Here is a 13,474-nt window from a genome sequence, read left to right on the forward strand (position 1 = left end):
AGGGAGCGAAGATGCAGGACGCACCCGGCCGGCCTTGGCCGGTCACCGTTTTCGATGCCATTCCCCTCCGAACGCCTGTCCGGGAGATTTACCGCCGCCTGGGCTGGCGGTCGGGACGGACGGAGCTTCCGGACGACCGGCGGCAGGAGGTGGACCGGCAGATCCGGGAGGCCGAGTCCCTGATCCGTCTCCGGGGAGCGGCACGGAGAATCCCGCTCCTCCGCCTGGAGTCGGGGCGTACCGTCCTGGCCGGAGGGGAAGCGCTGGAGAGCACGAAGCTGTCCCGTCTTCTCACGGGATGCCCGGAGATCCTCCTGATGGCTGCCACGGCGGGAGGGGATATCGTGGCGGAGGCCTCCCGGGACACGGCGACTGGAAGCGCCACGCGCGGGGTGGTCCTGGACGCCGCGGCCAGCGAGATCACCGACGCCGCCTTGGACTGGATTGCAGCCTGGTTCAACGGCACGCTCCTCCGGGAGGGGCGGAGGCTGCTCAAAAGACGGTATTCTCCCGGTTACGGGGACCTGGCCCTGGAGAGCCAGCGGATTCTCTTCGATCTCCTGGAGCTCGACCGGATCGGCATCTCCCTGACGGACCACAGCCTCCTTGTGCCGGAGAAGTCCGTCATCGCCCTGACGGGAATCCTGCCGGGGACGGAGCCGGACCATGATCGCTGACCATACGTTTCTGCTTGCGGAAGGCCTCTGGATCGCCCGCGGATACTATATCGATTCCATCGTGGTCCCTTACCCGGTGAGCGGCGAATCCCGGATCACCCACGAAGGGGACCGCTGGATCAACGATTCGTGGATGCGCATCCCGGCGGACCCGCCCGTGGAATACCGGAACCGGTACGTGGTCACGCCCTTCGAGGAAGGAACCGACTGCACCGCCTGGATTTCCGAAAATCCGGCGCTGGGCCGCCTCCGGGGGACGTTCATCCTGGTGGACGACGCGATCCTGTCCGTCTACGGGACTGAGGACGGCCGTCTCCGGGGCAGCGAGGCGCTCCTCAGGGTTTCGAGCATTCTTTACCGGGGGCGGGGTTGCCTGATGGAGGGGGAGAAAAAGGTTTCCTCCTGGTCGGTGGAACTGAAGCGGCAGGAAAGCGGGACGAGATGAAGAGAAGCAGAGCAGCGGTAAAACGGGCGATTCGGGAAATCCTGAACGAGCGAATCCTGATCCTTGACGGCGCCACGGGAACGGAACTGCAGATGCGGGGGATGCCCGCCGGGGTCTGTCCCGAGGTCTGGTGCCTCGATCATCCGAGGGTCACCGGGGAGATCCACCGGGCCTACGCTAAGGCGGGAGCGGATATCATTTTCACCTGCACCTTCGGCGCCAACCGCCTCAAGCTGGAAACCTACGGCGTCGCGGGTTTGCGGGAGATCAACCGGGACCTGGCCCGCCTGGCGCGGGAGGCCGCCGGCCCCGGCGTGTTCGTCTTCGGGGACATCGGCTCCACGGGCCGGTTCGTGGAGCCCTTCGGCCCTCTAGGGTTCGAGGAGGCCGTGGCGATTTTCCGGGAGCAGGTGCGGGGTCTCCTGGAAGGCGGCGCCGACGGGTTCGCCGTCGAGACCATGATCGACATCCAGGAGGCCCGGGCGGCCCTCCTGGCGATCCGCGAAGAATCCAATGCCTTTGCAATCGTGACCATGACCTATGAAGCCGACGGGCGGACCCTCGGCGGGACGGACCCGCTGACGGCCCTGGCGACCCTCCAGGGCCTCGGGGCCGACGCCGTGGGCTTCAACTGCTCCGTAGGACCCGAGGCGATGGCGGAGATGGTCCGGGCCGTAAAGCCCTATGCGAAGGTTCCCCTCGTTGCCAAGCCGAATGCGGGCCTGCCCCGTCTCATCGACGGCCGGACCGTCTTCGACATGATGCCCGATGCCTTCGCCCGTGCGGCCGTCACGATGGTTGAGGCGGGGGGAAACCTCCTGGGCGGCTGTTGCGGAACGACGCCGGATCATATCCGGGCTCTCGCCCTTGCGGTCCGGGACCGGAAACCCGCGGCTCCGCTCCGCCGGCCCCCGGCCGTGCTGAGCAGTGCCCGGGGCTGCCGTGTTCTCGAAGACGGCCCCCTGATGATCGTGGGCGAGCGGATCAATCCCACCGGCAAGAAGGCCCTCCAGGAGGAACTGCGGGAAGGACGGATGGAGACGGTCCGCCGGATGGCCCGGGAACAGGAGGAGGCCGGGGCGGATCTCCTGGACGTCAACGTCGGCGTCCCCGGCATCGACGAAGCGAAGACCGTCCGGGAGGTGATCGGCAGCGTCATTCATGTCACCGCCCTTCCCCTGGTGATCGACTCCTCGCGGGTGGAGACCATCGAGGCGGCCCTTCGGCTTTACCCCGGCCGGGCCCTGATCAATTCCATCTCGGGGGAGCGGGACAAGCTGGAGCGCCTGCTGCCGGTAGCCGCCCGCTACGGCGCCATGTTCATCCTCCTTCCCCTGAAGGGCCGCGAGGTTCCGGAGACCTTCGAGGAGCGGCGGGAGATCGTCCGGGAGGTCCTGAAGGAAGCGAAACGATACGGACTGACGAAGGAAGACGCCGTCGTGGACGCCCTGGTGATGACCGCCGCCTCCCGGCCGGCGGCGCCGCGGGAGACCCTGCGGACCGTGGAATGGTGCACCCGCAGCCTGCACTGCCGGACGATCGTCGGGCTCTCCAACGTGTCCTTCGGGCTTCCGGAGCGGCGGTGGATCAACGGTGCCTTCCTGGCCATGGCCCAGGCGCTGGGCCTGACGATGGCCATCGCCAACCCGGGGCAGGAAGAGCTGATGAGCCTGAAGATGGCCGGTGATGTCCTCCTGGCAAAGGACCGGAACGCCGCCGCCTATGTTCGCCGCTTCTCGGCGGTCCGGAAAGAGCCGGAGCCGGCGGCCGCGGCCGATCCCTGCCGGCGGGTGGCCGACGCCATCCTGGAAGGGGACCGGGACGCCGTGGTCGCCCGCGTCGAGGAGGCCCTGTCCGCCGGCATCGGTGTCGGGCAGCTGGTAGAGGGCACGATGATCCCGGCGGTCGTCCGGGTGGGGGACCTCTACGAGCAGAAGCGCTACTTTCTGCCCCAGCTCATCGCCGGGGCGGAGGCCATGCAGCGGGCCATGGAGCACCTGGAGCCCCGCCTCCGGGGAGATGCGGCGCGGGCCCCCAGGGGATCCGTCGTCCTGGCCACGGTGGAGGGGGACATCCACGACATCGGGAAAAACATCGTCTCCCTGATGCTCCGCAACGCCGGCTGGCGGGTGGTGGACCTGGGGAAAGACGTGAGCGCCGCCCGGATCGTCTCGGCCATGGAAGAGGTGAAGCCCCGGGCGGTGGGCCTGTCGGCCCTGATGACCACGACCATGGTCCACATGAAACAGGCGATCGACCTGGCCCGGGAAAAAGGGTTCCGGACGCCGTTCCTCGTCGGCGGCGCGGTGGTCACCCGGGAGTACGCCGATTCGATCGGGGCCGCCTACGGGAAGGACGGCGTGGAGGCTGTCCAGGTCCTGGAGGCCCTGCCCCCGCCGGAGGATTCCTGAAGCCATGACGAACATCCGCCTTCCCTCCCGGCAGAGGAACATCCGGATTCCCCTCCTGATGTCGGCGGCCCTCCATATCGCCGTCGCGGCGACGCTCTTGCTGGCCGCCGCCGAGTCCAGCCTGCCGAGGCTCCTGAAGGCGGAGGGGCCGAACCTGAGCGTTTCCTGGATTTCCGTGGTACCGGCGATCAAAGAGGCCGCCACGGCTCCGGCGGGCAGGGCGGCTCCGCGCGTTTCCGCGCCGGCGGTTTCGGTTCCGGAAACGGAGGCACCGTCCAGGCCGAAGGAGAATAACGCGGCGCCCGAGGCCGTGGCGGCCGAGCGGATGACATATGTCCCGGCCGCCCTGACGGCGACAGGGGAGAGCAGGGCTGCGGGGATTTCCGGCCTTCCGGCGTCCGCACCGTCCGGGCGCGGGACCTCCGGGGCGGTTCCGACCGCGGCGCTTCCGCGCTACCGGAACAATGCCCGGCCCTCCTACCCGCTGGCGGCCCGACTCCGCGGATACGAGGGGATGGTGCTGCTGTCCGTGGAGGTGTCCGCCGACGGCCGGGTGGACGACCTCATGGTGAAGCGGTCGTCGGGTTACGAAGTCCTGGACCGGTCCGCCCTGGATGCCGTCAGGACCTGGACGTTCGAGCCGGCCCGGCGGATGGGCCAGCCGGTCCGGATGCGCGTGGACATCCCCGTGAAGTTCGTGCTCCATGGGCAGGAATCCCTGTCCTGAAATTTCTGATGGAGGAAATCGACCTTATGGAACTGTCTCAAAGCCGGGATCGCCTGGCGGAGCTGATCCTCCGCCGATCCTTTCAATACCGGGAGGACCCGCCGTTCACCCTGGCCTCCGGGAAAACAAGTTTCTTCTACTTCAACTGCAAGCCGGTGACTCTCGATCCCGAGGGAATGAACCTGATCGGCCGCGTCCTCTTCGGGATGATCCGAGGTACCGGCGTCACCGCCGCCGGGGGCCTGACCCTGGGAGCGGATCCCCTGGCCAACGCCCTGTCGGTGATCTCTTTCCAGGAAGGGGAGCCCGTCAAGTCGTTCATCGTCCGGAAGGACGTGAAGGCCCACGGGACAAAGAGCGCCGTCGAGGGGAATGTGGCGAAGGGGGAGCATGTGGTTGTCCTCGACGACGTCATCACGACGGGGGGATCCACCATCACGGCCATCGAGAAGGCCCGCGAGGCGGGCCTCATCGTGGATCGGGTCATCGCCCTCATCGACCGGGAAGAGGGGGGGCGCGAAAACATCCTGGCCCTGGCGGGCCGCGTCGACGCCGTCTTTACCCGGACCGAGATCATGGAGCGGTACAAAAAAAGCTGAGACCCGCTGCTTTCAGGGGAGCGGGTCCATCGCGGGCTCCAATGCCGAAAGCAATGAAGAAATCAGCGAAAAAAGGGAAGACCGATTCGAAGATCCGTCCGATCGAGCAGCGTTACCGGCGGATCTTTGAAGCGCTCAGCAAATCGGAGCAGGAGAAGTCGGTCATCCTCGACGCCATGACGGAGCTTGTCCTGTATCTCGACACGGACATGAAGGTCATCTGGGCCAACAAGGCCATGCATGACGCCTTCCGCCTGGTGCCGGGCCAATTGACCGGGAAACACTGTTATCGGGCGCTTCACAACAGAAGCAAGCCCTGCAGCATATGTCCGGCGGAAAAAACGCTCGAATCCGGCGAGCCCCAGGAAGTCGTGGATTTTTCATCCTACGAGAAAAACTGGGTGCTGCGCAGCTATCCCGTCCGGAATGAAAAAGGCGCTCTCACCGGCATCGTCGAAATCGTCACGGACACCACGGAGCGAATACGCGCCGAGGAGGCGATGCGGCAGTCGGAGCAGAAGTACCGGGAGCTTTTTGAAAACGCGAGCGACATCATTTTCATTCTGGATCTGGACGGCAGGATCCTCTCCTGCAATGCCTCCGTCTCCAGGACATACGGTTACGAGAAAGAGCAGCTGCTGGGGCGGAATCTCGAGGCCCTGCTGGACCGGAACTACCTCCCCGTTGTCCGGGAACTCATCCGGAAGAAGCGGGACGGTCTGCAGGTCCCGAATCCCCTGGAATTTCTCACCTACACGAAGGACGGCAAGGCGGTCTGGCTGGAGGTGAACGCCCAGATCGTAAAGGAAAACGGCAGGCAGGTATCGATTCACGGCATCGCCCGCAACATCACCGAACGCAAGATGATGGAGGAGGCCCTGAAAAGGAGGGAGCGGGAGCTGGAGGAACAATCCCGCAACCTGGAGGATGCCAATACGGCCCTGAAGGTTCTGCTCAAGCGCCGGGAAGAGGACAAGGCGGAACTGGAGGAGAAGGTCACCTTCAACATGAGGGCGCTGATCCTGCCGTACATCGAGAACCTGAAGATCACCCATCTGGACAGCCACCAGCGTAACCAGCTGAAGATCCTGGAGAGAAACACGAACGAGATCGTGTCGCCCTTCCTGCGCACCCTCTCGTCGAAGTACCCCAATCTCACCCCGATGGAAATCAAGGTGATCAATTTCATCAAGGAAGGGCGCACGACGAAGGAAATGGCGGTGCTGCTCCATGCGTCCGCCCGAACCGTAGAAGTCCATCGCGACAACATCCGGAAAAAAATCGGTCTGAAAAACCGGAAAGCCAACTTGCGGTCTCACCTCCTGTCCCTGTAATCGGCGGCGATCCATGCCCGTGAATACGTATTTTAGCTACGTATAGAATACGTAATATTTCCGGATTGCCCTGTTCCTGAATCAATGATCTTGTACCCGCATGGGATTTCCCGGGATAGCCCCGGGCGAAATGTCGAGCAGGGTTTCTCCTTCTCCGGAGAGGCCCTGAATGCCGATCCATTTCATGAGGGGGGAAGATCGATGACGGGGGAAGAGAAGATCGAGGAAAGCCGTCAACAGTCCCGAAAGAATTTCTCTCTCGTATACAACTGTGCCGAATGCGTAACCGAGGCCGTCCTTTCCCTGGTCGATACGGGGCTGCCGGAGGAGGTGAAGAAGTGTGCAACCGGATTCGGCGGCGGGATCGGTCTGTTCGGCGATACCTGCGGGGCGCTTGCGGGGGCGGTGATGGCCGTCGGCGCCGTCCACGGCAGAAGCCGTCTTCCCGAAGGGGAAGGGAAGGAAGCGGTTAAAAAGGCAGCGGAACAGCTCTACGGGAAACCCGGTCTGTACCGATTGTTCAATATTATCCCCAATCGGTTTCATGACAAATACGGCATGACCCGGTGCCGGGATCTGACCGTCCCCTGGCAGCAGAGCTGGCTCTGCAGGGAGCATGCGCTCTTCTGCCGCGACTTCATCACCGATGCGGCCGGAATCGCTGCGGACCTGGTTGTTTCCGACAGAGAACAACTGGCCTCGGGAGACTTCGGCAGGAACGTCGAAAACCTGAAAGACTGACAGGAGATTTTCATGACGAGTCAAAGATTGGTGGTCATCGGTGGCGGGGCAGCGGGTCCTTCATCGGCGGCGGAAGCCAAGCGGAGGAACAGGTCACTCGACGTGACCATGATCGAAGGGGGTGATTTCGTTTCCTATGCCGCCTGTCCGATGCCTTATTATATCGGCGATGTAATCAAGGATTATAAAAGGCTGGTGATCCGGACGCCGGAAGAGTTCCAGAAGACCGGGATCAACGTGAAGACAAGAACCCGTGTCGAAGAGATCGATCCCGGGAAAGGCCTGGTCCGTCTCTCCGATGAATCCACGCTTCCCTACGATATCCTGGTCATGGGTACGGGATCGAGCGCCATCCGACTGGACATACCCGGAGCCGATCTCGAAGGGGTCTTCGTCCTGAAAAACCTTTCCGATGCACTCCGTATGAAAGCATATCTGAACGACACGAACTGCCGGAAGGCGGCCATTGTCGGCGGCGGTTACATAGCCATGGAGATGAGTGAAGCGCTGAGGAAGCTGGGCATCGAAACATCGGTGGTCGTCCGTCGCAACCGGCCGGTCGTTCGCTGGGACGAGGCGTTTACGGACCTGATCCTCGAAGAGTTAAGGAAGAACGATGTCTCCTTTCAGGCGGAAACAAGGCTTCAGTCCATCGAAAAAGGAACGTCGAGCCGTTTTCTTCTGAGGACGGACAAAGGGGATATGGACGCCGACATGGTTCTGCTGGGGCTGGGCGTATGCGCCAACGTGACGCTGGCGAAGTCCATGGGGCTGGAGATCGGCGCAACCGGTGCCATCAAGGTCGATTCGAGGCAACAGACGTCCCGGGAAGGAGTCTATGCCGTCGGCGACTGCTGTGAGGTCTTTCACCGGATCGCCCGGCAATGGGTGCACCTGCCTCTTGGAGACATTGCGAACAAGCAGGGGCGCGTGGCGGGCCAGAACATCGGGGGAAAACCGGCGGAGTTCCCCGGGGTCGTCGGGGCTCAGTCGTTCAAGGTTTTCGACCTGGAGGTCGGGACCACGGGCCTTACGGAGGACGAGGCCGTACAATACGGGTTCAATCCCGTCAGCACCCTGATCTGGGGATCGCCCGTCGCCCGCCCGATGGTTCAAGGTCAGAAAATCGGCGTCAAGCTGGTTGCCGACAAGGTCACGGGGAAGCTTCTGGGCGGCCAGTGCATCGGAGAAAAGGGTGCCATCCAGCGGACCTATGCCCTGTCTGTCGCCCTGTGGTCGGGACTGGGCATTGAAGAGGTGGGTTACCTGGATCTGCCCTACGCACCCCCGTTCGGCGGTGCCTGGGACGCCATCCACGTGGCGGCGCAGGAAATCGTCAAGAAAAGGTAACCGCAGGTGCGGACGAAGAGAGTAAAAGCCGGAATCCTCCGGCAAGACGAGTTGAGGAGGAACGGGAGTGCCATCCAAAGGAAAAGCATCGGGATTGGAAACCATCGCCGTGGAAATCGGCGGTGACATTTGCGGGACCTATCAGGGACTGGCGGGTACGTTTGCAGGCTTCGCGGATTGCTGTATCCGCAGACAGGAACTTCCCGGTTTCCAACAGAAGGACCTGCTTGTGGGAGCCGAACGGAAAGGACGGCGATTGGAGCTGCTGCTGTCCGGAAGACGCCCCGTTGAGGAACTGATCGAGATGATGGAGATATCGTTGCACAACGTGATGGCCTTTCCCGGCACCGGGGGAGAGGCGGAATGTGTCGTCGAAGTCAGATCCGAAAAATGAAAAAGGGGGAAGGAGGGGACGATGGCTCTAAAAACGGCAGAGGAGTATCTGGGTAGCATCGGAAAGATGAAGCCCCGTGTGTATTGCGGGGGGAAATGGGTAACGAATCTGCTGGACAATCCCGTCACGAGATCCATGGTCATGGCCAACTCCGCAATATACGGCCTGGCCGAGGACGAGAAAAACAAGGAAGTCATGGTGGCGAAGTCCCACCTGACAGGGGAGCCGATCAACCGCAACCTCAATGTGGCACGGAATATTCACGATCTGGACATGCGGCAGGAGATGGCACTGCTCACCAGCCAGACGGTGGGGACCTGCAATTACCGCTGCGTCGGCTGCGACGCCCTTAACAGCGTGGCCGCTACGACCTGGGAAATGGACCGTGACCTGGGCACGAAATACGAGGAAAATTTCAACAAGTGGCTGGCCTTTGCCCAGGCCAACGACCTGGCCGTGTCGGGCGCCATCACCGACGCCAAGGGGGACCGGAAGAAACGTCCCTCCCAGCAGGATGATGTCGACACCTTTGTCCATCTCGTCGAGAAGCGGGACGACGGAATCGTGGTGCGGGGGATCAAGGTCAGCCAGAGCGGCGCCATCGGTTCCCATGAAACCCTGGTGCTTCCCGGCGGCGCCCTGAAGGAAGGGGAGGAAAAGTTCGCCCTGGCCTTTGCCGTCCAGAACAGTGTTCCGGGTCTGTCCTACATCTGCCAGTACAACGCCTATTCCGCGGAGCGGGAAATGTTCGGCGACGAGGAAGCGGAACTCGGGAACCCGATCTACGGTCAGCGGGAAACATCGACGATGGTGTTCGACAACGTCTTCATTCCCTGGGAGCGGGTCTTCCTCTGCGGCGAGACCAAGTATTGCGGGAAAATGGTCACCCGGTTCGCCAAGGCCCACCGCATGAACTGCGGCGGGGCCTGCAAGGTGGGATTCGCCGACCTGATCATCGGAGGCACCATGCTGGCCGCCGAATACATCGGCGTGGAAAAGGTCCCCCACATCCAGGAGAAGATCATCGACATGGTCCGTTTCAGCGAGACCTCCCATGCCTGCGCCATCGCGGCCGCCATGAGAGGCCGCGAGGAACCGAAAGGCTCCGGCGTCTTTCTGCCGGACGATCTCTTCGGCAATGCCGCCAAGCTGAACATCGCCCACGGATTCTGGGAAATCATCAAGAACGCAGGCGACATCGGCGGCGGCCTGGTGGTGACCATGCCGAGGCTGAAGGATCTGGAAGATCCGGAGGTCGGTCCCATGCTGAAGAAGGCCTTCGGGGCCGCGGCTCCGGCGGACAAGCGGATGAAGGTCGCCAAGTTCCTGCAGCACTGGTCGGCGGGCCTTCACGGGCCCGGGACCTGGCACGGCGCCGGCGCTCCCCAGACCCAGCGGTTCATGTTCACCGTTCTGACGGATTTCGACGCGAAGAAGAAAATGGCAAAGAAGATCATGGGGATGAAGGACTGATCCTCCATCGGCTCGAACGGAAGGGCAGGGCGCCGCGCCCTGCCCTTCTTTTTTTTAGGCAAAGGATCAACGGTGAGCGCCGCCGGGAAGACCATCGACGCGGTCCCCATTGCGGCATCCGCCGTTGCCGCCATCGAGTGGATGATATAATCGGCGACCATGGCATCAGGCCTGCGGCACGGAATCATGAACCGGGATACGACCCCGCAAAGCCTTATTGAGGATGCCGTTGTAAGAATCAGGAGCCACTACCGAACAATTGCCATATGATTTCCCTAAAATAATGATCGTATTCGTCCAGATAGAAATCCGGCAAGGGCAAATCCGGTATAGAAAGGGCTTGCAAACCCCCGGATGGCGAAGTATGATCGCCAACTGAAAAATTTAAGTGTCTAAGATTCTTGGGGAATCTCCGTTCTGGGTCCCGTCAGGCAACCTCCGGCCCGCTTCGCGGCTTGAGTTGTTCGGGGCAAACGTTTACAAAGGAAGGTAAAGACAATCCGCTGCCCCGGCCTTTTTGTTACGAATGCCGGGACAAGGCGGATCCCCGGAATCAATGAAGGTTGTTCCATGAACAGAAAGATATGGATTGTTCTCCCGGCAGCGCTGTTCCTCCTTGTGTCCGCCGCTGCGGCGTATGCCCTGCGCGGGGAGATCGTGGAGGTGGCCCTGTACCGGAGTGCAAAGATGGTCGAAGGTGTCCCGGCAGGCTGGAAGATCATGCGCCATTCCGGAACGCCGGTCATCCGGCTCGAGAAGTTCGGCGATGCCTACTATGTGCGCCTGGCAAGCGATTCCCGGTCTGGTTTCGGGATCGAAAAAGAGGTCAGCGTCGACCTCAAGGAATATCCATACCTGAACTGGACCTGGACGGCGACGAGGCTGCCCCGGGGCGGCGACGTCCGGAAATCAGCCACCGACGACCAGGCGCTCCAGATTTACGTTGTCCTGCCGTCGACGGGCTTCCCGGAGACATTGAACTACCCGATCCTGACCTACGTCTGGGACAATGAGGCGCCGAAGGGGCTGATCACCAAGAGCCCCAAGCCCCTCATGAAAAAGATCCGATACGTTGTCGTCCGCAACAAGACGGACCGCCTCGGGACCTGGTACACGGAAAAGCGAAATGTGTACGAAGATTTCCGGAAGGTATTCCGGGATGTCGACGGAGGCGAGCCCAGGGGCGCAACCCATGGACTGCGCTTCTATATCAATTCGCAGAACACCAAGAGCCAGGCGGAAGGATATATCGGCGAGGTTTACTTCAGCAAGTCCTGACGACCTCCAGTTCTGTGTTTCCTGACCTGCAAGACCATCGGGCCGGTTTTCCGCATGCGGATGCCGGCCCCTTGCTTTCCGTCAATCTCCCGCCTCCACACGAACCCGGTTCACCGTCCGGTGGGCCAGCCGGACAGGCTCCGGCAGACGGTAGCCCCGGCAGCAGTCCAGGACGACCCCGACGGCTTTTCCCAGGCTGACCCGGTGTCCCTGGGAGACATACACGGGCTTCACCCGGTCCCGGGTCCTGAGCGCGGCACCGACGATGGCGCCGTCCGCCAAAAGATCAGCCGTGCTTCCCTTCTCAGGGGCGACTTCGCCGTGTGCCCCGTAGAGCCGGGTTTTGGCACAGCCGATCGCCGGCAGGTCGAGAAAGAGCCCCAGGTGGGAGGCGAGGCCGATTCCCCGGGGATGGGCGATCCCCTGGCCGTCGAAGAGGACTGCATCGGGCGTACGACGGAGCCTCCCGAAGGCCTTCAGCACGACGGGGCCCTCCCGGAAACTGAGGAGGCCGGGAACATAGGGAAAAGCGGACCGGTCCTCGGCGGAGGCCTCTTCGAGCAATTCCAGGGACGGGTAGGCGAGAACGACGACCGCGGCAAAGAAGCGGTCGCTCCCCCGGGCGTAGGAGACGTCGGCCCCGGCAATCGTCTGCAGGGAAGAGGGAAAAGACCGGTCATCCAGGATCAGCCGTCCCCGCAGTTCTTTCTGCAGAAAGACGGCCTCCCGGCAGGGGAGGTCCCAGGGATGGAGGCTAAGGACCCTCATCGGGATTTTCCAGCCAGTCCGCCAGGATGCTCTCCGATTTGGCCACGTCGGCCCGGATCTGTGTTGCCAGCGCCTCGGGACCGCTGAACTTCATTTCCGGCCGAAGCCGGTCGATGAAGAGGATCTCCAGCGTTTCCCCATACAGGTCGCCCCGGAAATCGAGAATGAAGACCTCCACGGAAAGCTCCGCGTCTCCGAAGGTGGGATTGTAGCCGATGTTGAGGACCGACTTCATCGACCGCCCGTCCATCTTGGTGAAGGCGGCGTAAACGCCCCTGGCCGGCAGGAGCTCCTTTTCGGGCCGGACGTTCGCTGTCGGGAAGCCCAGGCCGGTCCCCCGGCGGTGGCCATGGACGACACGGCCTTCCACATTATAGGGGCGGCCGAGAAGATGGCGGGCCGTCCGGACGTCGCCGTCGAAAATGGCGTTCCGGATGCGGGTGCTGCTGATGACGTCCCCGCTCCCGGAAACGGCTCCGAGGGCCTCCACGGAGAAGCCCAGGGTCTTCCCCCAGCGGACCAGGAAGGCCTCGTTGCCCTCCTTGCCGCGACCGAATCGATAATCGTGACCGATGAAGAGCTTCCGGATGCGGAGCCGCTCCCAGAGGATGTCCCGGACGAAGGCCTCTGCGGACAGGGAGGCGAAGTCCAGGTTGAAGGGGATCATCAGGAGGGCGTCGACCCCGGTAGAGGCGATCTCCCGGATTTTCTCCTCCGGGGTCGTGATCAGGTAGAAGGGCCTTCGGTCGGTCCGCAGAACGCTTTTCGGATGCGGTTCGAAGGTGATGACCAGGACGGGCGCCCCGGCCGGTCCGGCCTCCTCGATGAGGTGGCGGAAAATGGCCCGATGGCCCCGGTGCACACCGTCAAAGTTGCCGATGGTTACAAAAGCCCCTTCCAGTTCCCGGGGAATTTCTTCCAGACTGCGGATGACCTCCATGTTTTCCCTTTCCGCTGGCCGATCCCTTCCGATGCAGTGTAAATCCGCCATTGACGCGGTCCGGGCGGATCATTTTTTCTTGACAGGGGATTGGCGATTCGTGTAGAAAAAAACGCTCTTTTGGAATGCACCAGCCTTTTTGCCGAAGTGGCGGAATTTGGTAGACGCGCTAGGTTCAGGGTCTAGTGGGCGTACGCCTGTCCGGGTTCAAATCCCGGCTTCGGCACCATATATACAGACGGGGGCGCTCTGTCAAGCAGGGCGCCCCCTCTGCGTTTCCGAACCGGGTTCGCTTTTGCTGCGGTGTTTTCACCCGTTGTTTTCTCTGTTCTCTGCT

At 62.5% G+C, this 13,474-nt stretch carries 13 protein-coding genes and 1 tRNA gene; 12 read left to right on the forward strand and 2 right to left on the reverse strand.

What is annotated here, in order from left to right; all coding sequences use genetic code 11:
• Positions 1 to 11 precede the first annotated feature (11 nt).
• The 11 genes from HPY65_02955 (at position 12) to HPY65_03005 (ending at position 11,429) form a co-directional block, all read left to right on the forward strand.
• Positions 12 to 677, forward strand: coding sequence for a methionine synthase (locus HPY65_02955; GenBank protein NPU83423.1), 666 nt, complete (start codon positions 12 to 14; stop codon positions 675 to 677).
• Positions 667 to 1,122, forward strand: coding sequence for a hypothetical protein (locus HPY65_02960; GenBank protein NPU83424.1), 456 nt, complete (start codon positions 667 to 669; stop codon positions 1,120 to 1,122). Before HPY65_02955 ends, HPY65_02960 begins: the two co-directional genes overlap by 11 nt.
• Positions 1,119 to 3,533 (forward strand): dihydropteroate synthase, encoded by a 2,415-nt coding sequence (locus tag HPY65_02965; GenBank protein ID NPU83425.1) that lies wholly within the window; start codon positions 1,119 to 1,121, stop codon positions 3,531 to 3,533. Before HPY65_02960 ends, HPY65_02965 begins: the two co-directional genes overlap by 4 nt.
• Positions 3,534 to 3,537: 4 nt before the next feature.
• Complete coding sequence (locus HPY65_02970) at positions 3,538 to 4,260, forward strand: TonB family protein (GenBank protein ID NPU83426.1); 723 nt, start codon at positions 3,538 to 3,540, stop codon at positions 4,258 to 4,260.
• Between the two features lie 26 nt (positions 4,261 to 4,286).
• Positions 4,287 to 4,859: an orotate phosphoribosyltransferase gene (pyrE, locus tag HPY65_02975; GenBank protein NPU83427.1), complete on the forward strand. Its 573-nt coding sequence runs from the start codon at positions 4,287 to 4,289 to the stop codon at positions 4,857 to 4,859.
• A 53-nt stretch (positions 4,860 to 4,912) separates the two neighbouring features.
• Complete coding sequence (locus HPY65_02980; protein ID NPU83428.1) at positions 4,913 to 6,193, forward strand: PAS domain S-box protein; 1,281 nt, start codon at positions 4,913 to 4,915, stop codon at positions 6,191 to 6,193.
• 201 nt (positions 6,194 to 6,394) lie between these two features.
• Positions 6,395 to 6,934 carry a C_GCAxxG_C_C family protein gene (locus HPY65_02985; GenBank protein NPU83429.1) on the forward strand — a complete coding sequence of 180 codons (540 nt, stop codon included), beginning with the start codon at positions 6,395 to 6,397 and terminating at the stop codon, positions 6,932 to 6,934.
• 12 nt (positions 6,935 to 6,946) lie between these two features.
• Positions 6,947 to 8,284: an FAD-dependent oxidoreductase gene (locus tag HPY65_02990; protein ID NPU83430.1), complete on the forward strand. Its 1,338-nt coding sequence runs from the start codon at positions 6,947 to 6,949 to the stop codon at positions 8,282 to 8,284.
• Positions 8,285 to 8,351: 67 nt separating this feature from the next.
• Positions 8,352 to 8,678 (forward strand): hypothetical protein, encoded by a 327-nt coding sequence (locus tag HPY65_02995; protein NPU83431.1) that lies wholly within the window; start codon positions 8,352 to 8,354, stop codon positions 8,676 to 8,678.
• A gap of 21 nt (positions 8,679 to 8,699) precedes the next feature.
• A complete protein-coding gene (locus HPY65_03000; GenBank protein NPU83432.1) occupies positions 8,700 to 10,151 on the forward strand; it encodes an aromatic ring hydroxylase in 1,452 nt (483 codons plus the stop codon).
• Positions 10,152 to 10,721: 570 nt separating this feature from the next.
• Positions 10,722 to 11,429, forward strand: a complete 708-nt coding sequence (locus tag HPY65_03005) for a DUF3047 domain-containing protein (GenBank protein ID NPU83433.1) — start codon at positions 10,722 to 10,724, stop codon at positions 11,427 to 11,429.
• Positions 11,430 to 11,510: 81 nt separating this feature from the next.
• Here the strand turns inward: HPY65_03005 and nfi are convergent, their stop codons facing one another.
• Complete coding sequence (gene nfi / locus HPY65_03010; protein ID NPU83434.1) at positions 11,511 to 12,197, reverse strand: deoxyribonuclease V; 687 nt, start codon at positions 12,195 to 12,197, stop codon at positions 11,511 to 11,513.
• Entirely contained in the window at positions 12,184 to 13,137 is a 954-nt protein-coding gene (locus tag HPY65_03015) for a bifunctional riboflavin kinase/FAD synthetase (GenBank protein ID NPU83435.1), read from the reverse strand. Before HPY65_03015 ends, nfi begins: the two co-directional genes overlap by 14 nt.
• Positions 13,138 to 13,278: 141 nt before the next feature.
• On the opposite strand from HPY65_03015, the gene HPY65_03020 reads away from it, so the two are divergent.
• Positions 13,279 to 13,366, forward strand: a tRNA-Leu gene (locus HPY65_03020).
• Positions 13,367 to 13,474: the final 108 nt, after the last annotated feature.

It is taken from the genome of Syntrophaceae bacterium (assembly GCA_013177825.1).
Lineage (GTDB): Bacteria > Desulfobacterota > Syntrophia > Syntrophales > PHBD01 > PHBD01.